The sequence below is a fragment of the Pseudomonas sp. W15Feb34 genome, assembly GCF_023127765.1.
GTDB lineage: Bacteria > Pseudomonadota > Gammaproteobacteria > Pseudomonadales > Pseudomonadaceae > Aquipseudomonas > Aquipseudomonas synxantha_A.
In genome coordinates, this window is record NZ_SPKN01000003.1 from 271,052 (window position 1) to 288,914 (window position 17,863).

Consider the following 17,863-nt stretch of genomic DNA (forward strand, 5'->3'; position numbering starts at 1 on the left):
CGAGCTTGGAAGGGACTCAGGCGGCGGTGGGCCGTGCTGGGCAAGTCAAACTTAACAGAGATCACATCTATGCTTTTTTCCCGTAAGTCGGTTTCCAAGCGTCACCTGCTGCTGATCGCGGCCGGTTTCAGCACCGTGTTGACCGGTTGCGCTACGTCGCCTGCGTCCAAGGTCGCGTCGAGCACCAAGGTCGAGTACTACCCCAACTGCTACGAGCCGGTGCAGCATCTGCGTGCCACCGACTCGAACATGACCAAGTCGGTGGTGACCGGTGCCGCCATCGGCGCGGCCGGCGGTGCGTTGCTGGGCGCGCTGACCGGCGACAAGGAAAAACGTGGCCGTAATGCCGCCATCGGTGCTGCCGGTGGCGCCCTGGCCGGCGGCGCGGCGGGTTACTACACCGAACGTCAGAAGCAGATCGCCGATGACAACCAGCGCATCGCCTCCTATGCCGCTGACGTGAATAAAAGCGTCTCCGACATCGACCGCAGCACCGCCTACGCCAAGGCGTCGCAGCAGTGCTACCAGAGTGCGTTCACCAAGCTTGTGGCCGACCGCAAGGCCAAGACCGTCAACGATACCGAAGGCCGCAAGCGCCTGGCGGAAATCGTCTCGGGCTTGAAGGAATCCAATGACCTGATCGTCGCAGTCAACGGCAAAGCCAGCGAAGACCTGAACAACTACACTCAGGCTTACGAAAAAGACCTGCAGCAAGTCGGCGTGCAGCGTGCCGACGTGGTCACCGTGGCCCAGGCCGATGCGGCGCCTGTCGTGACGCCGACCAAGAAGAAAGGCGCGGGCACCAAGCCACCGAAAAAGCCGGTGCTGCCAACCGTGCCGAAAGAAGCGGTCACCACCGAGAAGACCTTGCAAACGGCCCAGGCCAAGCAAGCTGAAAGCAAGCAGGTAGCCAACGCGGGTGATTCCCAGCTCAAGCTCAACTGCACCAACCCGAACCTGGTTGACTGGGCGCCGGTACCTTGCCCTAACGTCTAAGCACTTGTTGCTATAAGCGTTAAACGCCAGCCGATCTGCGCCTAAAGCGCAAGATCGGTGGCGTTCTATTTGCAAATCGTTACACTGCTGCGGCCACTCCAATAAATACACCGAGGCCGTGTGCATGAAATTTCGTCTTCTTCTGTGGGTGCTTGGCCTGATGATGGGCAAAGCCAGCCGCACCAATCCCGCCTTCCAGCAGCAACTGGGTGACAAAGACCTGGCCTTCCAGCTGCAGACCCTCGACGGCAAGGTTGCCCGTCACTTCATTGTCAAAGACCAGCGCATCACCAGCCGTTCAGGTGTTCACCCTGAGCCTGCCTTTGCGATTGCTTTCAAGGATGCCGCCTACGGTTTTGCCACGATGCAGGCGAAGAACAAGCAACTGGCGTTCATGACGGGGATTCAGGACAAGTCGATCCAGATCAAGGGCAACCCGGCGCTGGTGATCTGGTTTCAAGGGCTGACCAAGTATTTGAAGCCGAAGAAAAAGAAGTAGGGTTTTCAGGTATACCGAGTTGGATTCATCGCAGGCAAGCCAGCTCCCACAGTCTGGCTGCGCTCCAACGCTGGAACTCGGTCAACTGTGGGAGCTGGCTTGCCTGCGATAGCGGTTTATCAGGTGAAAGATTTAGCCCTGGCTGAACTGCGATGCCAACTCGCGCAACAGCACCTCGGCATCCAACACCTTGGCGACCACTTCCTCAGCTTTTTCCCGGCTCAAGCCCAAACGCTCCAGCAACGCATCCGGAATCGCCTCATCTGGCCCCGATCCAATTCCCCGGCTACGCAACAATCGCACCGCCAGACACACCAAGTTCGGATACTCGGCATATTGCCCGTCATAGGTCGGATCGTGCTGAAAGCGCAGGGCTGTGGACAGTTCGTCCGGCATGTCCCAGTAGCGCATCAGCCACGCACCAATCTGTTCGCGGCTGATCCCCAGCAAATGTTGCTCGACATAGCTGTGGCACAGGTGCGGGTTGACCTCCAGGTGTCGGCAGATCAGCGAGAAATGCGGTGGGAACACATGGGCCAGCAGCAGGTAGCCGAAGTTGTGCAACAGCCCGGCCAGGTAGGTCAGGCCGGCTTCCGGGCGCTGGGCACGGGGCATGGCGCGGGTCAGCCCCTCGATCACGGCAGCGGTGTAGATCGACTGATGCCAGTACGGGGTGGACTGATGCGGACGGTCTTTGGGCAGGCTCAGGGTTTTGCCCAGTGCCAGGCCGAGCGCCAGGTTGATCACCAGATCGAAGCCCAGTACGCGCACGATGGCGTCTTCGACTGAACGGATCTTGCCCGGCGAGGCGTAGTAGGGCGACGCGGCCCAACTCACCACCTGGGCGGCCAGCGCCGGGTCGGTTTCCACCACGCCGGTGATGTCATCGATGGTGGCGTTGGGATCTACGCGCAGCTTGATGATCTTTTGCGCCGTGTCGGCCAGCGGTGGAATCTCGATGGTCGCTTCCAGGCGTTGCTGAATGCGGCGGGCTGTGAACGCCTGCATCGCCTGGGTGATTTCCTCGCGGTCATCATTGGGGCGGTCCAGGTTCGGGCGAATGTTGCTCAATGGCTCGCCGAACTGGGCGGCACTGGCCTTGGTGAGCAGGCTCTTGAAGGCGTCACTGGGGATTTCCAGCAACAACCCGGCTTCGCCCGAATGCACCAGCAGGCTCGGCTCGTTGAGCAGGCTGCCTTCATACAGGCAAGGTGAACTGGTGAGCGGCGGCAGCCCGGGCAGCAGGCTCAGGTCATGCTTGCCAAGCATACGCTCGACCCGCTCCGGGGCTACGGCCGTGAGACGGCGACCAGTGAGTTCGGTGAGGCGGTTGAGGTCAAGCAACTGGCTTTGAGGGAACAGCACCATGAGTGCACCGACCGCATCCTCAAGCAACACCGCCTGGACCTTTCGCGCAGGGTTCAGGCCCGCGTGTTCGGCGACTTCCGTGTAGGGGACGGCGAGCTTTGCGAGCAGCGCCCGAATGACCGGCGGGGCGGTCAGTGGGGCTGTGGCGAGGGCAACTTCTGACATGGCCTGATCCAATTTCTTACAGTCATTGGAGTATAACCAGCTTGATACGGGTGATGGTCGGATAAGTGCGTCGGGCGTCACACTTGGCCGTATTGCTGCCCGTGCCGCAGCCAGCGATCCAGCAGCGGGCTGACATGTTCGGGCCAGCGTTCCAACAAGGCTTGCGCGGCGTCGCGCACAGCAGGCAACAAGTCGGCGTCACGCATCAGGTCAGCGACCTTGAATTGCAGCAGACCGGTCTGGCGTGTGCCGAGCATTTCACCCGGGCCGCGCAGTTCGAGGTCTTTTTCGGCGATGACAAACCCGTCGTTGGTTTCGCGCATGATGCCCAGGCGCTGGCGGCCGATCTGCGACAGCGGCGGGTGATACAACAGCACGCAATGGCTGGCAGCGCTGCCCCGGCCGACCCGGCCGCGCAATTGGTGCAGTTGCGCCAGGCCCAGGCGTTCGGGGTTTTCGATGATCATCAGGCTGGCGTTGGGCACGTCCACGCCCACTTCGATCACCGTGGTAGCCACCAGCAATTGCAGGTTGCCGGCCTTGAACTCGGCCATCACTGCGGCTTTCTCTGCCGGTTTCATGCGGCCATGGATCAGCCCGACCTTGAGTTCGCCCAGGGCGCTGGTGAGGTCTTCGTAAGTGGTTTCGGCGGCTTGGCAGGTCAGCTCTTCGGACTCTTCAATCAAGGTACAGACCCAGTACGCCTGCCGGCCTTCGGCGCAGGCGCCGCGCACGCGCTCGATCACCTCCACGCGCCGGGTGTCGGTGACCAGCACGGTGTTGACCGGCGTACGCCCGGGCGGCAATTCATCGAGGATCGAGGTGTCGAGATCGGCGTAGGCGCTCATGGCCAGGGTGCGCGGGATCGGGGTGGCGGTCATGATCAACTGGTGCGGGTTCATGCGCCCGCCCACGCCTTTCTGGCGCAGGGCCAGGCGCTGTTGCACGCCGAAGCGATGCTGCTCGTCGATGATCACCAGCGCGAGGTTCTTGAACTGCACTTCGTCCTGGAACAGCGCATGGGTGCCCACCACCATCGGCGCGCCGGCAGCGATTTGCTCCAGGGCGCTCGCACGGTTCTTGCCTTTGAGCTTGCCGGCCAGCCACGCCACTTCCAGGCCCAGCGGCTCGAGCCAGCGCTTGAAGGTGATGAAGTGTTGTTCGGCGAGAATTTCTGTCGGCGCCATCAGCGCGACTTGGTAACCCGCCTCCAGTGCTTGCAAGGCGGCGAGGGCGGCGACCACGGTTTTGCCTGCGCCCACGTCGCCCTGGATCAGGCGCAGCATGGGTTCTTGCTGGCTGAGGTCGTAGGCGATCTCATTGCCCACGCGCTGCTGTGCTCCGGTCGGCGCAAAGCCGAGGTTGGCCAGGTATTGCGCGGGCAGCCGCGTAGCCTTGGGCATCGCCGGCGCACGCAGGGAGCGCATGCTTTCACGCAGGCGCTGCTGGGACAGTTGGTGGGTCAACAGCTCTTCGAAGGCCAGGCGATGCTGGGCCCAGTGATGGCCGAGGGCGAGTTCGTCCACATCGGCATCGGCGGGCGGGTGATGCAGGTAGCGGATCGCATCGGCCAGGGGCGCCAGTTGATAGTCGCGGGCCAGCTCCAGGGGCAGCCAGTCGGGCAGGCTTTGCGGGCCGAGCATGGTCAGGGTTTGCATGCACAGTTGGCGCAGGCGTTGCTGGGTCAGGCCCTCGGTCAGCGGGTAGATCGGCGTGAGGGTGGTGTCCACCGGTGGCGGTTCGTCGCCGGTGATGGCGCGGTATTCCGGGTGGTAGATCTCCAGGCCCGATGCACCGGGACGTGCCTCACCGTAGCAGCGCACACGGGTGCCACGCTTGAGGCCTTCTTTCTGCGCGTTGCTGAAATGGTAGAAGCGCAGGCTCAAGCCGCCAGTACCATCCTGCAGGCGCACCACCAGGCTGCGGCGCTTGCCCATCACCACGTCAGCGCCGCTGACAGTGCCTTCGACCACCGCATCCTGGCCTGGGCGCAAATGGCCGATGGGCACGACGCGGGTGCGGTCCTGATAACGCAGGGGCAAGTGGAACAGCACGTCCTGGAGGTTTTCCAGGCCGACCTTGGCCAACTTCTCGGCCATGGCGTCACCGACACCCTTGAGTGCCGTCACCGACACCTGCGACAGCTCAGTCATACGGTTGCTTAGCTCGCAGCGGGCGGCTTGGCCACCGAACACAGGCGAATCGAGTCGGCGAGGATCTCAATTGCCTTGGGGCGTGGGAAGCTGGCGCGCCAGGCGATCGCCACGGTACGGAACGGCACCGGAGGCGTGAGTGGGCGAACTTCGATCACGCCTTGAGCGTAGTGATGGCTGTCCACCGCTGACAGCGGCAGGATCGAAATACCCAGGCCGGAAGCGACCATATGGCGAATGGTTTCCAGGGAGCTGGATTCCACCGTGGTGTGCTTGGCGCCGTCGTTGCCCTTGGTCAGGGTCGGGCAGGCTTCCAGTACCTGGTCGCGGAAGCAGTGGCCTTCGCCGAGCAGCAGCAGGCTCTTGTCGTTGAGCAGGCCGGCATCGATGGTGTCCTTTTTGGTCCACGGGTGCGAGGCCGGCATCAGCACGTAGAACGGCTCGTCGTAGAGCGGCAGGGTCAGCACGTCCGCCTCGTTGAACGGCAGGGCGATGATGATCGCGTCCAACTCGCCGTTGCGCAGTTTGTCGCGCAGCACGTGAGTGAAGTTTTCTTCGATATACAGCGGCATCTGCGGCGCGACGCGGTGCAGTTGCGGGATCAGGTGCGGGAACAGGTAAGGGCCGACAGTGTAGATCGCGCCGACTTTGAGCGGTGCGGTCAGCTGGTTCTTGCCGGCCTGGGCCAGCTCGCGAATGCTTTGCGCCTGCTCCAGGACCTTCTGGGCCTGGGCAACGATGCCTTCGCCCACTGGGGTGAGGCGCACGGCGCTCTTGCTGCGCTCGAAAATCAGCACACCGAGTTCGTCTTCAAGCTTTTTCACGCCCACCGACAGCGTCGGCTGGCTGACGTGGCAACGCTCGGCGGCATGGCCGAAGTGCTGTTCTTGGGCGAGGGTCACGATGTAGCGTAATTCTGTAAGAGTCATAGCGGGCGTCCATGAAGTTGCGGGCCAAGCATACCGGCTGCAATCGATAGACGCACGTTATCAGAACTTTGCTGGGGATTGAGTGGGGAATGTCGGAAATTGTTGTCGCGGTGAAAGTCAGTGCGGGAGGGGGGCAAGCCCCTCCCACATTGCTCCGCTAGCGGCGACGTTTATCGATGTTGTAAACGAAGGGTGCGACCAGTTCGACACTGCCGTTTTTCAACAAGTCGGCTGGCGGTTTGGGCAAGGGTTGAGCCTTGCGGATCATCTCCAGAGTCGCGCGATCCAGGTCGGCGTTGCCGGAGCGGCCTTCCAGTTCGTAGGACAGTACATTGCCTTCGCCATCGACCACGAAACGCAAGCGGTTCATGCCTTCCTTGCCACGTTGCTGGGCGCCCGGCGGGTACTTCTTGTACTTCTGCAGGTGCGCCAGCAGGGTACTTTGCCAGGATGCCTGGGCAGCAAGCTGCTGTGCCGATGGCCCGGGCGCAGGCTGGGCGGATTTTTGCGCAGGCGCGTTGCTCGGCGGCGTTTCGCTTGGAGGCTCCTCGGAAGGTTTCTCCTTGGGCGGATCGGGCTTCTTCTCCACTGGCTTGGGCGGTTGCGGCTTGGGTTTGGGCTTGACCGGCTTGGGCACCTGGATCGTTGGTTTGGGCGCCTCGGCCAATTTCGGCAGCGGCAGCTCCTCAACTGGCGGCGGCGGTGGCGCCACGACCTTGGGCGGTGCCGGAGGCGGCGGTGGCGCTGGCAGCGGCGCCAGGTCGATGACCATCGCGGCAGGCGGTAACTGGATCACCTGCGGCGCGGACCATTGGAGCGCGATGATGATCGCGACGGCATGCACGCCCAGCACGACGGCGAGGCTGGTGCCGTAACGCGTCAGTTTGTGGCGCGTCGTGATCATTTCTTGGCTGCCGTCTCAAGTCCGACCAGGCCTACCTTGAGGTAGCCGGCTGCCCGCAGGGCATCCATCACACTCATCAGGTCGCCGTAGTCCACGCCCTTGTCGGCCTGGAAGAAGATTGTCGTGTCTTTCTTGCCCTGGGTCTTGGCGTCGAGCACCGGCCCCAGGGTTTCAGCCTTGACTTCTTCTTCGCCCAGGAACAGGCGTTGGTCCGCCTTGACGCTGAGGAAAATCGGCTTCTCCGGCCGCGGCGCCGGCTTGGCGCTGGAGGCGGGCAGGTCAACCTTGATGTCCACGGTGGCCAACGGTGCAGCCACCATGAAGATGATCAGCAGCACCAGCATCACGTCGATAAACGGCGTAACGTTGATTTCGTGGTTCTCGACGAGTTCGTCGTCGCCTTGATTCAAATGCAGGCCCATGGCCGATTACCCCACTTTCACCATGTGCGGTTGCGAGCTGCGCTCGGTAGGCAGGTGATCGAGGTCACGGCTGACCAGCAGCAGGACTTCTGCCGACGCATCCGATACCTGAGCCTTGTAGCCGGCGATCGAACGGGCGAAGACGTTGTAGATCACCACCGCAGGGATCGCGGCAACCAGGCCCAGGGCAGTAGCCAGCAGGGCTTCGGCGATGCCGGGGGCAACGACGGCGAGGTTGGTGGTCTGGGTTTTGGCGATGCCGATGAAGCTGTTCATGATGCCCCATACGGTGCCGAACAGGCCGACAAACGGCGCGGTGGAACCGATGGTGGCGAGTACGCCGGTGCCGCTGCTCATGTTACGGCCGCAGGCGGCAACCAGGCGCTCCAGGCGGAAAGCCACGCGTTCCTTGATGCCTTCTTTTTCGCGGGTGTTGGCCGACAGGCGCATTTCTTCCAGCGCGTCGTGCACCAGGGTGTTGGCCAGGGTGCCCTTTTTGGTTGCGGTTTCGCTCGCTTCCTTGAGGGTAGTGGCTTTTTTCAGGTGGACGATTTCAGCGCGCAGACGACGCTTGGCGCCCAGCAGCTCGAAGCCTTTGGCAATCCAGATGGTCCAGGTGATGATCGAGGCGATGGCCAGGCCGATCATCACAGCCTTCACCACTACGTCGGCATTCTGGTACATGCCCCATGGCGACAGGTCATGGGCCATACCCAGGGTGTTGTCTTCTTCCAGCACAACGCCGGTTTCGTTGGCAGGTGCGGCGTCGCCCGTGGCCTGGGCCGGGTCGGTAGCCACTGGAGCAACGGCAGGTGTCGTCGGGGTCGCAGCATTCTGCTCGGTAGCCGCCGGAGTGGCGGGGGCGGTGGCATCAGCGAATGCGGCGGTCGGTGCCAGCAGGACGCTGAACAGCATCGCAGCAATCGCACGCCAGGCGCGGGATGGGCTGTGAGGCTTGGTTGGCGAAGCGGGGGTTGTATTACATGTCATGCTGGCCGGACCTGAGAGAAAAAATGGGTGATCGTCCTTCCAGACCGAGGGGGGTCGAGGACAAATGGGTGGTTATTATTGCAAGTAATTCTTGTTAACTAAAGTGGCACTGTTACTTTATTTCGCTTTTCACTGGCCGTTGATCCACTCGCGCGGCTAATCTGCGCCTTTGAGAATGGAGTTTTATGATGTCTGCGCCTTCTGTTGTGATTGCCGGTTGCGGTGATGTGGGTAGTCGGCTGGCTAGCCAATTGCTGGCCTCGGAATGGGAGGTCCACGGCCTGCGCCGCGATATTTCACGCCTGCCCGACGGCGTGATCGGCATCGCTGGCGATCTGTTCAAAAAGGATTGCCCGGACACCTGGCCGATCGGCGGGGTGGATTATCTGGTGTACTGCGCCGCTGCCACCGACCACGACGAGGCCGGCTATCGCGCCGCCTACGTGCAAGGGTTGCAGCATGTACTGGAGTGGCTGGACGACTACGGCCAGGCGCCCAAGCATTTGCTGTTTGTCTCCAGCAGCAGTGTGTATGGGCAGCAGAACGGCGAGTGGGTCGACGAAACGTCAGAGACGCAAGCGAAGGGTTATTCCGGGCAGGTGATGCTGGAAGCTGAGCAAATGGCGCTCAATAGTGGTATTCCGGCCACCATCGTGCGGCTGACCGGGATTTACGGCCCGGGTCGTGAATGGCTGCTGACCCAGGTGCGTCAAGGCTACCGCGTAGCGGTTGACCCGCCTTTATATGGCAACCGGATTCACGCTGATGATGCGGCCGGGCTGCTGGCGTTTTTACTGCGGCACGTAGAGCAGGGCGGTACATTGGACAAAGTCTACATCGGTGTCGACGATGCGCCGGCGCCATTGGCCGAGGTGGTGGGCTGGTTGCGCGAGTACCTGGGTGTGACCGAATGGGCTGATGACGCCAGTGTGCGGCGTGCGGGGAGCAAGCAGTGCAGTAATGCGCGTATCAAGGCGTTGGGCTGGGTGCCGACTTACCCGACTTACCGGGAAGGCTATGCCGCCATCCTGAAAGAATGAAACCCGGTCAAAAATGTGGGAGGGGGCTTGCTCCCGATAGCGGTGAGTCAGCCAAGGAAATATTGACTGGTGTGATGCTATCGGGGGCAAGCCCCCTCCCACCTTTAGATCCAGGTGACGTTGTTATTACTTTTCAAGCAGCCATTGGCGCGGGCCTGGGGTAAACGAAGGCACTTCATCGGCCTGGGCGGTGTTGATCGCCTGGAAGATTTCCAGTTGCTCACCCTTGCGTACGAAGATCCATGGGTTGCCCTGGCCGTTCAGTTGCAGCCAGATGCTGTCGTAGCCGCCGCTCATGGAGGCGCAATCACCCGCCAGGCACAGTGAGTAACGGTCAACGCCAGGCAGACCGGCGATCTTGCCGTCAGCCTGGAACTGCACTGTGGCGCCGTTGCCGGTGCCGTCGGTTATCTTCCAGTCGCCGCCCATGTAGGCCGCATACAGCGCCCGTTCGAAGTTGGCACCCAGTGGTGCGCCTTCGGGGGCCGGGTCTTTGGCGCGGGCGAACAGCTGCTCTGGCTCATTGTCGTTGGCCACTTGCAGCAATTGTTTGCCTTTGCGCTTGAGTTCGGTGGCGGAGCTGCCGTAGAAGTCCACGCTCCACGCGCCGGGTTTTTCACCCGACAACTTGCCTTCCGCTACTTCAAAACCGTTGTAGTAGCGCGCCTGCAACGCCTTGGTGTTGACCTCCCACTCAAGGTTGGGGCCATAGGATTGCAGGGCTTCACGCAAAGGGCCGCCCTTGGCTGCCGCGTCGATGGCGGCCTGGTTGATCCAGGTACCGCTTACGTCCAGATCGGCCGGGTTGCTGGCACAACCGCCGAGCAACAGTGCGAGCAACGAAGAGGCTACAAGCGCTTTGCGCATTACGAAATCCTTATGAAGCGAAGCCGGCGCAGCCTTTTGGGGCTGCGCCGGGTGTTTTACTCGATGACCAGAATGGCGTCCATCTCAACCTGTGCGCCCTTTGGCAGGGCGGCAACGCCGATGGCGGCGCGGGCTGGGTAGGGTTGTTCGAAGTACTTGCCCATGATCTCGTTGACCTTGGCAAAATGGCTCAGGTCGGTGAGGAAGATGTTCAGCTTGACGATGTCTTTGAACGAACCACCGGCAGCTTCAGCCACGGACTTGAGGTTTTCGAAGACTTGTACGGTCTGGGCTTCGAAGCCTTCAACCAGTTCCATGGTCTTTGGGTCCAGCGGAATCTGGCCGGACATGTAGACGGTGTTGCCCGCCTTGATCGCCTGGGAGTAGGTGCCGATGGCGGCTGGGGCTTTATCGCTGGTGATAACTGTCTTGGTCATGAATGACTCCTTGTAATGGATCGGTTATGCACGCATACGGGTGATGCGGATCACACCGGTCAAGGCGCGCAGTTTCTTGATCACGCGGGCCAGGTGCACGCGGTCGTGCACACTGACCACCAGTTGGACCACGCTGATGCGACCATCACGTTCGTCCATGCTGATTTTCTCGATATTGCCATCGGCCGCGTTGACGCTGCTGGCCAGCAGGGCGATCAGGCCGCGCTGGTGTTCCAGCTCCACCCGCAGCTCGACGTTGAATTCGCCGGTGACATCCTTGGCCCACGAGAGCTGGATGCATTTTTCCGGGTTGTGGCGGATTTCGGTGATATTGCGGCAGTTGTCCAGGTGCACCACCATGCCCTTGCCCGCGGACAGGTGGCCGACAATCGGGTCGCCCGGAATCGGTGTGCAACATTTTGCGTAACTGAGCACCAGACCCTCGGTGCCGCGAATCGCCAGCGGGCCTTCCGGGCTCGGCAGTTGTTCGCCTTCGCCCAGCAAGCGACGGGCGACCACGTAAGCCATGCGGTTGCCCAGGCCGATATCTTCGAGCAGGTCTTCGATGGTTTCCTGGCGATACTCATGAAGCATCGCCTGCACGCGCTCTTGCGCAATCTTGTCCAGGGCGCTGTCGAAGCCGTTGAGCACCTTGTTCAGCAGGCGCTCGCCCAGGCTGATGGACTCGGAGCGACGCTGCAGTTTCAGGGCGTGGCGAATATGCGTACGGGCCTTGCCGGTGACCACGAAGTTCAGCCATGCCGGGTTGGGGCGAGCGCCCGGAGCACTGACGATCTCGACCGTGGAGCCGCTTTGCAGGGGCTCGGACAGCGGCGCGAGACGACGATTGATCCGACAGGCAATGCAGCTGTTGCCGACGTCGGTGTGTACCGCGTAGGCGAAGTCGACCGCTGTGGAGCCCTTGGGCAGCTCCATGATCCGGCCCTTGGGCGTGAACACGTAGACCTCGTCCGGGAACAGGTCGATCTTCACGCTTTCGATGAATTCCAGTGAGTTGCCGGCACGTTGCTGCATTTCCAGCACGCCCTTGACCCACTGGCGGGCGCGGGCATGGGTGCCTTTGGGCTGCTCGTCGCCACTGGACTTGTACAGCCAATGGGCGGCGATGCCGTTGTTGGCCATCTCTTCCATTTCGCGGGTACGGATCTGAATCTCGATCGGCACGCCATGCATACCGAACAGCGTGGTATGCAGCGACTGATAGCCGTTGGCCTTGGGGATCGCGATGTAGTCCTTGAAGCGGCCCGGCAAGGGCTTGTACAAATTATGTACAGCGCCCAGCACGCGGTAGCAGGTATCGACCTTGTCGACGATGATCCGGAACGCGTACACGTCCATGATCTCGTTGAAGGCCCGGCGCTTGCCGCGCATCTTCTTGTAGATGCCGTAGATGTGCTTCTGGCGGCCACTGACCTCGCCTTCGATTTCGTCGATTGCCAGGCAATGGCTCAGGGATTCTTCGATCTTGTTGACGATTTCCTTGCGATTGCCCCGGGCGCGTTTGACCGCCTGGTAGATGCGCGCCGAACGCATCGGGTGCATGGCTTTGAAACCAAGGTCTTCGAATTCGATACGAATAGCGTGCATGCCCAGCCGGTTGGCGATGGGCGCGTAGATTTCCAGAGTTTCCTTGGCGATGCGCCGACGCTTTTCGCCGGACAGCACTTCCAGCGTGCGCATGTTGTGCAGCCGGTCGGCCAGCTTGACCAGGATCACCCGAATGTCTCGGGCCATGGCCATGGCCATCTTCTGGAAGTTTTCCGCCTGGGCTTCGGCCTTGGTCTCGAAGTTCATCTGGGTCAGTTTGCTGACCCCGTCGACCAGTTCGGCCACGGTTTCGCCAAATTGCGCGCTGAGCGCTTCCTTGGCAATGCCGGTGTCTTCGATCACGTCATGCAGCATCGCGGCCATCAGGCTCTGATGGTCCATGTGCATGTCGGCCAGGATATTTGCCACCGCAAGGGGATGGGTGACGTACGCCTCACCGCTACGTCGGCGTTGGCCGTCGTGGGCTTGTTCGGCGTAGAAATACGCTCGGCGGACCAGGTTGACCTGGTCGGGGCCGAGGTAGGCCGATAAGCGATCGGCGAGGGCGTCTATGCTCGGCAAAGTGTGAACTCCTGCCGATGACTGTGACCCTGCGCCGTGCTACGTCGACCTGGCATAGGCTTAGACGGCCTCGTTGGACTCGTCCTCGAACGCTGCAAACAGCGGTTCGTCTTCAACGATTTCGGCGTTGGCAATGAACTCGTAGCTCATCAGGCCTTCAGCGATTTCACGCAGAGCTACAACGGTAGGCTTGTCGTTTTCCCACTGGACCAGGGGCTCTTTGCCGCCAGTGGCCAGTTGACGGGCACGCTTGGTAGAGAGCATGACCAGCTCAAAGCGGTTATCCACGTGTTCTAGGCAGTCTTCAACGGTTACGCGGGCCATGGTATTCCTCGGAGCGAATGCAAGATGCGCGCTGCCCGGTTGGGCGAGCGGACTGAGCAGTTTAAAAAATCACCAGCGTTTAGGGAAGCGCTGATTTTTCGCAGGCTCTCGCAAAACCGCTACAAGTGCCAATGTAAGGCCCTTGCAGCGGTTTTGGGAAGAGCCAATCAGCCGAGCAGTTCGGCGAGTAATTTGCCGAAACGCTGCTGTTGACGCTTTTGCTGGAGCTGATTGGCACGGAAAATCGCCTTCAAATCATCCAGGGCGTGGGCAAAATCGTCATTGATGATCAGGTAGTCGTAGTCGACATAGTGGCTCATTTCGCTGACGGCTTCACGCATACGCCCTTCGATGATCTCGTCGCTGTCCTGGCCACGGTTGGTCAGGCGCTGGTGCAACGCTTCAAGCGACGGCGGCAGGATAAAGATCGAGCGTGCCTTGGGCATCAATTGGCGCACTTGCTCGGCGCCCTGCCAATCGATTTCCAGGATCAGGTCGTGGCCTTCGTCCAGGGTCTGCTGCAGATGACTTTGGGAGGTGCCGTAGAGGTTGCCGAAGACTTCGGCGCGCTCCAGGAAGTCGCCGTGTTCGATCATCTTGACGAATTCGGTACGCTCGACGAAGTGATAGTGCACGCCGTTCACTTCGCCCGGGCGCATGGCGCGGGTGGTGTGCGACACCGAAATGCGGATCTGCTCGTCAGCGTCGGTCAAGGCTTTGACCAGGCTGCTTTTGCCCGCGCCCGAAGGGGCGGAAATGATGTAAAGGGTGCCGGTGCTGTGGGTCATGGAGGTTGCCTTACTCAATATTCTGTACTTGTTCGCGCATTTGCTCGATCAACACTTTGAGGTTGACCGCCGCCGTGGTGCTGCGCGGATCGAACGCCTTGGAGCCCAGTGTATTGGCTTCGCGGTTGAGTTCCTGCATCAGGAAGTCCAGGCGCCGACCGGCGGCGCCACCGGACTTGAGCACGCGGCGTACTTCAAGAATGTGGGTGCTCAGGCGGTCGAGTTCTTCGGCCACGTCGCTTTTCTGGGCAAGCAGGACCATTTCCTGTTCCAGACGCGTCGGGTCAAGGTCGGCTTTCATGTCGGTGAAGCGGTCGAGGATCTTCTGGCGTTGGGTAGCAAGCATCTGCGGCACCAGTTCGCGCAGGGTGACCACATCGGCTTCGATCGATGTCAGACGCTCGTTGATCAGGCGCGCCAGTTCAGCGCCTTCGCGCTCACGGCCGGCCTTGAGCTCCTTCAGGCCCTGGTTGAACAGCGCGAGGGCTTCGGCGTTCAGGGCCTGCGGGTCGGTTGCGTCGCCCACCAGTACGCCGGGCCAGGCCAGGACTTCCAGAGGGTTCAGCGCGGCCGGTTGCTTGATCAGGCCGGCGATGGTTTCGGCGGCGGCAACCAGTTGTGCGGCGCGGTCGCGGTCCAGCTGCAGCGGTTTACCGGTGGTTTCTTCGGTAAAACGCAGGGTGCATTCCAGCTTGCCACGGGAAATGCCCTGGCGCAGCGCTTCACGAACGGCGCCTTCGAGGTCGCGGAACGACTCGGGCAGGCGCAGGTGTGGCTCCAGGTAACGGCTGTTGACCGAGCGCAATTCCCAGCTGAGGGTGCCTTGAACCCCGGCTTTTTCGACACGGGCGAAGGCGGTCATGCTGTGCACCATGGAGGTACCTCGTGTTGGATAGATAGAGATTGGCCAGGCCGACCTGTAGGAGCGAGCAAGCTCGCTCCTACGGTCGAGAGGCGCAGGATTGTAGCGCAGTGCGCAGGAGGCGCCCAAACATGCGCATTCGTAACCGAATTTTTAGAAGTGCCCCGAATCGGCTCGCGGCTCTATAATGCTCGGCAGTTTTTCGTCCTCAGTACAGGTATCCCCTATGAAACGTCCAAGTGGTCGCGCTGCCGATCAGCTCCGCTCGATCCGCATCACCCGCAACTACACCAAACACGCCGAGGGATCCGTACTGGTCGAGTTTGGCGATACCAAGGTGATTTGCACCGTCAGCGTCGAAAACGGCGTGCCGCGCTTCCTCAAGGGCCAGGGCCAGGGCTGGTTGACCGCAGAGTACGGCATGTTGCCGCGCGCCACCGGTGAGCGTAACCAGCGTGAAGCCAGCCGTGGCAAGCAAGGCGGGCGTACCCTGGAAATCCAGCGCCTGATTGGCCGTTCCCTGCGTGCCGCGCTGGACATGTCCAAATTGGGCGACGTGACCCTTTACGTCGACTGCGACGTGATCCAGGCTGATGGCGGTACCCGTACTGCATCCATCACTGGCGCCATGGTAGCCCTGGTCGACGCATTGAAAGTGATCAAGAAGCGCGGCGGCCTCAAGGCGGGTGACCCGCTCAAGCAGATGATCGCAGCTGTGTCGGTCGGCATGTACCAGGGCGAGCCTGTGCTGGACCTGGATTACCTGGAAGACTCGGCCGCCGAGACCGATCTGAACGTGGTCATGACCAGCACCGGTGGTTTCATCGAAGTGCAGGGCACCGCCGAAGGCGCGCCATTCCAGCCGGCTGAGCTGAACGCGATGCTGGCCCTGGCCCAGAAGGGCATGACCGAAATCTTTGCACTGCAAACCGCTGCACTCGCTGACTAAGCCCGCCCCAAGGAGAAGCGCCATGAATGACAGCCAATTGCCGGTTCCGGCACCGTCCAAGGAAGTACGCCAGTTGGCAATGCTGTGTCATTTCGCGGCGTTTGCAGGGTTGGTGTTCCCCTTCGGCAGCGTGTTGGGGCCGCTGATCCTGTGGCAGTTCAAGAAGGATGTGGACCCGCTTATCGATGATCAGGGCAAGGAAGCCCTGAATTTTCAGATCACCGTGGCCATCGCCTGGTTGGTGTGTCTGGTGCTGGGCTTCGTGGTGGTCGGCTTTTTGCTGATGACCGTACTGGTGATAGGGGCGTTGATACTGACGATCATTGCCGGGATCAAGGCCAACAAGGGCATTGCCTATCGCTATCCGTGGACTTGGCGTCTGGTCAAGTAACCGAGCGGCCACAAAAAAACCGACATTGCTGTCGGTTTTTTTGTGCCTGGAAAAAGACCTCAGATGGTCAAGGTCCAGTCGTAGTCGACGATCAGCGGCGCGTGCTGCGAGAAGCGCGGCTGGCGTGGCAGGCGAGCGCTGCGTACGAACCGGCGCAGGCCCGGGGTCAGCAGCTGATAGTCGAAACGCCAGCCCAGGTTGAGCATCTCGGCCTGTTCGTTATCCGGCCACCAGCTGTACTGATCGCCTTCGCGGCTGACTTCGCGCAGGGCATCAACATAGCCCATGTTGCCGACAATCTCGTCCATCCAGGCCCGTTCCGGCGCCAGGAAGCCCGGTGATTGCTGGCTGTCGCGCCAGTTCTTGATATCCAGCTTCTGTTGCGCCACGTACAGCGAGCCACAATAAATGTACTCGCGACGTTTGCGTCGCTGTTTATCCAGGTAACGGGCGAAGTCGTCCATTAGCTTGAACTTCTGGTTCAAGTCTTCATCGCCGTTCTGCCCCGAAGGAAGCAGCAAGGTCGCGATGCTGACCTTGTCGAAATCGGCTTGCAGGTAGCGCCCGTAGCGGTCGGCTGTCTCGAAGCCGAGGCCGCTGATGACCGCCTTGGGTTGCAACCGCGAGTACAAAGCCACGCCACCTTGGGTGGGCACTTCGGCATCGCAGGCATAAAGGAAGTAGCCATCCAGTTGGAAGGCTGGGTCGTCCAGTTCAAAGGCGGAGGCGCGGGTGTCCTGCAGGCAGATGACGTCGGCATTCTGGGCTTGCAGCCAACTGAGCAAACCACGCTCGACTGCAGCCTGAATACCATTAACGTTCACACTGATGATCCGCATAAATGGCCCCAAAAATCGCGTGCGTGTATGATACACGCCGTCCACCTAATTAGCTAAATCCGTGGTATCTGAGGCTTTTTTCATGCAGGCGTATCAACGCGATTTCATTCGTTTTGCCATCGATCGCGGCGTTTTACGCTTCGGTGAGTTCACTCTCAAGTCCGGGCGCACCAGCCCGTACTTCTTCAATGCAGGCTTGTTCAACTCGGGTTCGGCCCTGGCTCAGTTGGGTCGTTTCTACGCGGCAGCCATCGTTGAAAGCGGTATTTCCTTTGATGTGCTTTTTGGTCCGGCCTACAAGGGTATTCCCCTGGCAGCGGCGACGGCGGTCGCCCTGGCGGAGCATCACGGGCAGGACTTGCCGTGGTGTTTCAACCGTAAGGAAGCCAAGGCCCATGGTGAAGGTGGCAGCCTGGTCGGCGCGCCATTGACCGGCGATGTGCTGATCATCGATGACGTGATCACCGCAGGCACCGCGATCCGTGAAGTGATGCAGATCATCGCTTCCCAGGACGGCGCAAAAGCTGCTGGTGTGCTGATCGCCTTGAACCGCCAGGAGCGCGGCAACGGTGAGTTGTCGGCGATCCAGGAAGTGGAGCGTGACTTCGGCATCCCGGTGGTGAGCATCGTGTCGTTGAACCAGGTGTTGCAGTTCCTGGAAGATGACCCGCAGCTCAAGCAGCATTTGCCGGCGGTGCGTGCCTACCGCGAGCAGTTTGGCGTCTGACACTGAATCCTGTGGGAGCGGGCTTGCCCGCGATAGCGGTGTGTCAGGCGGTGCATTTTTGCATGTACTGCCGTCATCGCAGG

The 17,863-nt window shown here is 61.1% G+C and carries 19 protein-coding genes; 6 read left to right on the forward strand and 13 right to left on the reverse strand.

Going from position 1 to position 17,863, the window contains the following annotated elements; translation table 11 throughout:
- Nucleotides 1-69: 69 nt before the first annotated feature.
- Both tagQ and E4O97_RS01945 read left to right on the forward strand, forming a co-directional pair.
- On the forward strand, nt 70-996 hold the full coding sequence (gene tagQ / locus E4O97_RS01940; RefSeq protein ID WP_032878708.1) for a type VI secretion system-associated lipoprotein TagQ: 927 nt from the start codon (nt 70-72) through the stop codon (nt 994-996).
- 124 nt (nt 997-1,120) lie between these two features.
- Nucleotides 1,121-1,495 (forward strand): hypothetical protein, encoded by a 375-nt coding sequence (locus tag E4O97_RS01945; protein WP_032803751.1) that lies wholly within the window; start codon nt 1,121-1,123, stop codon nt 1,493-1,495.
- Between the two features lie 132 nt (nt 1,496-1,627).
- On the opposite strand, the gene E4O97_RS01950 is transcribed toward E4O97_RS01945, so the two are convergent.
- The 6 genes from E4O97_RS01950 to exbB all read right to left on the reverse strand — a co-directional run bounded on the left by E4O97_RS01950 (nt 1,628) and on the right by exbB (nt 8,426).
- Nucleotides 1,628-3,028, reverse strand: coding sequence for an aminoacyl-tRNA deacylase and HDOD domain-containing protein (locus tag E4O97_RS01950; RefSeq protein WP_005792496.1), 1,401 nt, complete (start codon nt 3,026-3,028; stop codon nt 1,628-1,630).
- Between the two features lie 77 nt (nt 3,029-3,105).
- The gene (gene recG, locus E4O97_RS01955; RefSeq protein ID WP_032881178.1) at nt 3,106-5,181 is read right to left on the reverse strand and encodes an ATP-dependent DNA helicase RecG; all 2,076 of its coding nucleotides are present in this window, start codon (nt 5,179-5,181) and stop codon (nt 3,106-3,108) included.
- A gap of 8 nt (nt 5,182-5,189) precedes the next feature.
- Complete coding sequence (locus tag E4O97_RS01960; protein WP_032878710.1) at nt 5,190-6,110, reverse strand: hydrogen peroxide-inducible genes activator; 921 nt, start codon at nt 6,108-6,110, stop codon at nt 5,190-5,192.
- 157 nt (nt 6,111-6,267) lie between these two features.
- A complete protein-coding gene (locus tag E4O97_RS01965; RefSeq protein WP_005792493.1) occupies nt 6,268-7,014 on the reverse strand; it encodes an energy transducer TonB in 747 nt (248 codons plus the stop codon).
- Nucleotides 7,011-7,436 carry a TonB system transport protein ExbD gene (gene exbD, locus E4O97_RS01970; protein ID WP_003195519.1) on the reverse strand — a complete coding sequence of 142 codons (426 nt, stop codon included), beginning with the start codon at nt 7,434-7,436 and terminating at the stop codon, nt 7,011-7,013. Before exbD ends, E4O97_RS01965 begins: the two co-directional genes overlap by 4 nt.
- Nucleotides 7,437-7,442: 6 nt before the next feature.
- Nucleotides 7,443-8,426, reverse strand: a complete 984-nt coding sequence (gene exbB / locus E4O97_RS01975; RefSeq protein ID WP_032878712.1) for a tonB-system energizer ExbB — start codon at nt 8,424-8,426, stop codon at nt 7,443-7,445.
- Nucleotides 8,427-8,614: 188 nt separating this feature from the next.
- On the opposite strand from exbB, the gene E4O97_RS01980 reads away from it, so the two are divergent.
- Entirely contained in the window at nt 8,615-9,466 is an 852-nt protein-coding gene (locus E4O97_RS01980) for an SDR family oxidoreductase (RefSeq protein ID WP_248160794.1), read from the forward strand.
- 126 nt (nt 9,467-9,592) lie between these two features.
- Here E4O97_RS01980 and E4O97_RS01985 read toward each other — a convergent pair whose 3' ends face one another.
- The 6 genes from E4O97_RS01985 to E4O97_RS02010 form a co-directional block, all read right to left on the reverse strand.
- Nucleotides 9,593-10,333 carry a hypothetical protein gene (locus tag E4O97_RS01985; RefSeq protein ID WP_032878714.1) on the reverse strand — a complete coding sequence of 247 codons (741 nt, stop codon included), beginning with the start codon at nt 10,331-10,333 and terminating at the stop codon, nt 9,593-9,595.
- Nucleotides 10,334-10,389: 56 nt separating this feature from the next.
- Nucleotides 10,390-10,770 carry a RidA family protein gene (locus E4O97_RS01990; protein WP_003176922.1) on the reverse strand — a complete coding sequence of 127 codons (381 nt, stop codon included), beginning with the start codon at nt 10,768-10,770 and terminating at the stop codon, nt 10,390-10,392.
- Between the two features lie 24 nt (nt 10,771-10,794).
- On the reverse strand, nt 10,795-12,900 hold the full coding sequence (gene spoT, locus E4O97_RS01995) for a bifunctional GTP diphosphokinase/guanosine-3',5'-bis pyrophosphate 3'-pyrophosphohydrolase (protein ID WP_005792489.1): 2,106 nt from the start codon (nt 12,898-12,900) through the stop codon (nt 10,795-10,797).
- Between the two features lie 60 nt (nt 12,901-12,960).
- Nucleotides 12,961-13,224: a DNA-directed RNA polymerase subunit omega gene (rpoZ, locus tag E4O97_RS02000; protein WP_003176920.1), complete on the reverse strand. Its 264-nt coding sequence runs from the start codon at nt 13,222-13,224 to the stop codon at nt 12,961-12,963.
- Nucleotides 13,225-13,391: 167 nt separating this feature from the next.
- Complete coding sequence (gene gmk, locus E4O97_RS02005) at nt 13,392-14,012, reverse strand: guanylate kinase (protein WP_003213284.1); 621 nt, start codon at nt 14,010-14,012, stop codon at nt 13,392-13,394.
- Between the two features lie 10 nt (nt 14,013-14,022).
- Nucleotides 14,023-14,886, reverse strand: coding sequence for a YicC/YloC family endoribonuclease (locus E4O97_RS02010; protein WP_005792488.1), 864 nt, complete (start codon nt 14,884-14,886; stop codon nt 14,023-14,025).
- Nucleotides 14,887-15,100: 214 nt separating this feature from the next.
- On the opposite strand from E4O97_RS02010, the gene rph reads away from it, so the two are divergent.
- Both rph and E4O97_RS02020 read left to right on the forward strand, forming a co-directional pair.
- On the forward strand, nt 15,101-15,823 hold the full coding sequence (gene rph, locus E4O97_RS02015) for a ribonuclease PH (protein ID WP_005792487.1): 723 nt from the start codon (nt 15,101-15,103) through the stop codon (nt 15,821-15,823).
- 22 nt (nt 15,824-15,845) lie between these two features.
- A complete protein-coding gene (locus E4O97_RS02020; protein ID WP_005792486.1) occupies nt 15,846-16,214 on the forward strand; it encodes a DUF4870 domain-containing protein in 369 nt (122 codons plus the stop codon).
- A gap of 59 nt (nt 16,215-16,273) precedes the next feature.
- Here E4O97_RS02020 and E4O97_RS02025 read toward each other — a convergent pair whose 3' ends face one another.
- Nucleotides 16,274-17,053: an exodeoxyribonuclease III gene (locus E4O97_RS02025; protein ID WP_003195493.1), complete on the reverse strand. Its 780-nt coding sequence runs from the start codon at nt 17,051-17,053 to the stop codon at nt 16,274-16,276.
- 82 nt (nt 17,054-17,135) lie between these two features.
- Here E4O97_RS02025 and pyrE point away from each other — a divergent pair, with 82 nt between their 5' ends.
- On the forward strand, nt 17,136-17,780 hold the full coding sequence (gene pyrE, locus E4O97_RS02030) for an orotate phosphoribosyltransferase (protein WP_003195489.1): 645 nt from the start codon (nt 17,136-17,138) through the stop codon (nt 17,778-17,780).
- Nucleotides 17,781-17,863: the final 83 nt, after the last annotated feature.

Bases quoted from the DNA above. Each gene is read 5' to 3' on its own strand.
- tagQ (WP_032878708.1), top strand. From the start codon at position 70: ATGCTTTTTTCCCGTAAGTCGGTTTCCAAGCGTCACCTGCTGCTGATC.
- E4O97_RS01945 (WP_032803751.1), top strand. From the start codon at position 1,121: ATGAAATTTCGTCTTCTTCTGTGGGTGCTTGGCCTGATGATGGGCAAA.
- E4O97_RS01950 (WP_005792496.1), bottom strand. From the start codon at position 3,028: ATGTCAGAAGTTGCCCTCGCCACAGCCCCACTGACCGCCCCGCCGGTC.
- recG (WP_032881178.1), bottom strand. From the start codon at position 5,181: ATGACTGAGCTGTCGCAGGTGTCGGTGACGGCACTCAAGGGTGTCGGT.
- E4O97_RS01960 (WP_032878710.1), bottom strand. From the start codon at position 6,110: ATGACTCTTACAGAATTACGCTACATCGTGACCCTCGCCCAAGAACAG.
- E4O97_RS01965 (WP_005792493.1), bottom strand. From the start codon at position 7,014: ATGATCACGACGCGCCACAAACTGACGCGTTACGGCACCAGCCTCGCC.
- exbD (WP_003195519.1), bottom strand. From the start codon at position 7,436: ATGGGCCTGCATTTGAATCAAGGCGACGACGAACTCGTCGAGAACCAC.
- exbB (WP_032878712.1), bottom strand. From the start codon at position 8,426: ATGACATGTAATACAACCCCCGCTTCGCCAACCAAGCCTCACAGCCCA.
- E4O97_RS01980 (WP_248160794.1), top strand. From the start codon at position 8,615: ATGTCTGCGCCTTCTGTTGTGATTGCCGGTTGCGGTGATGTGGGTAGT.
- E4O97_RS01985 (WP_032878714.1), bottom strand. From the start codon at position 10,333: ATGCGCAAAGCGCTTGTAGCCTCTTCGTTGCTCGCACTGTTGCTCGGC.
- E4O97_RS01990 (WP_003176922.1), bottom strand. From the start codon at position 10,770: ATGACCAAGACAGTTATCACCAGCGATAAAGCCCCAGCCGCCATCGGC.
- rpoZ (WP_003176920.1), bottom strand. From the start codon at position 13,224: ATGGCCCGCGTAACCGTTGAAGACTGCCTAGAACACGTGGATAACCGC.
- gmk (WP_003213284.1), bottom strand. From the start codon at position 14,012: ATGACCCACAGCACCGGCACCCTTTACATCATTTCCGCCCCTTCGGGC.
- E4O97_RS02010 (WP_005792488.1), bottom strand. From the start codon at position 14,886: ATGGTGCACAGCATGACCGCCTTCGCCCGTGTCGAAAAAGCCGGGGTT.
- rph (WP_005792487.1), top strand. From the start codon at position 15,101: ATGAAACGTCCAAGTGGTCGCGCTGCCGATCAGCTCCGCTCGATCCGC.
- E4O97_RS02020 (WP_005792486.1), top strand. From the start codon at position 15,846: ATGAATGACAGCCAATTGCCGGTTCCGGCACCGTCCAAGGAAGTACGC.
- E4O97_RS02025 (WP_003195493.1), bottom strand. From the start codon at position 17,053: ATGCGGATCATCAGTGTGAACGTTAATGGTATTCAGGCTGCAGTCGAG.
- pyrE (WP_003195489.1), top strand. From the start codon at position 17,136: ATGCAGGCGTATCAACGCGATTTCATTCGTTTTGCCATCGATCGCGGC.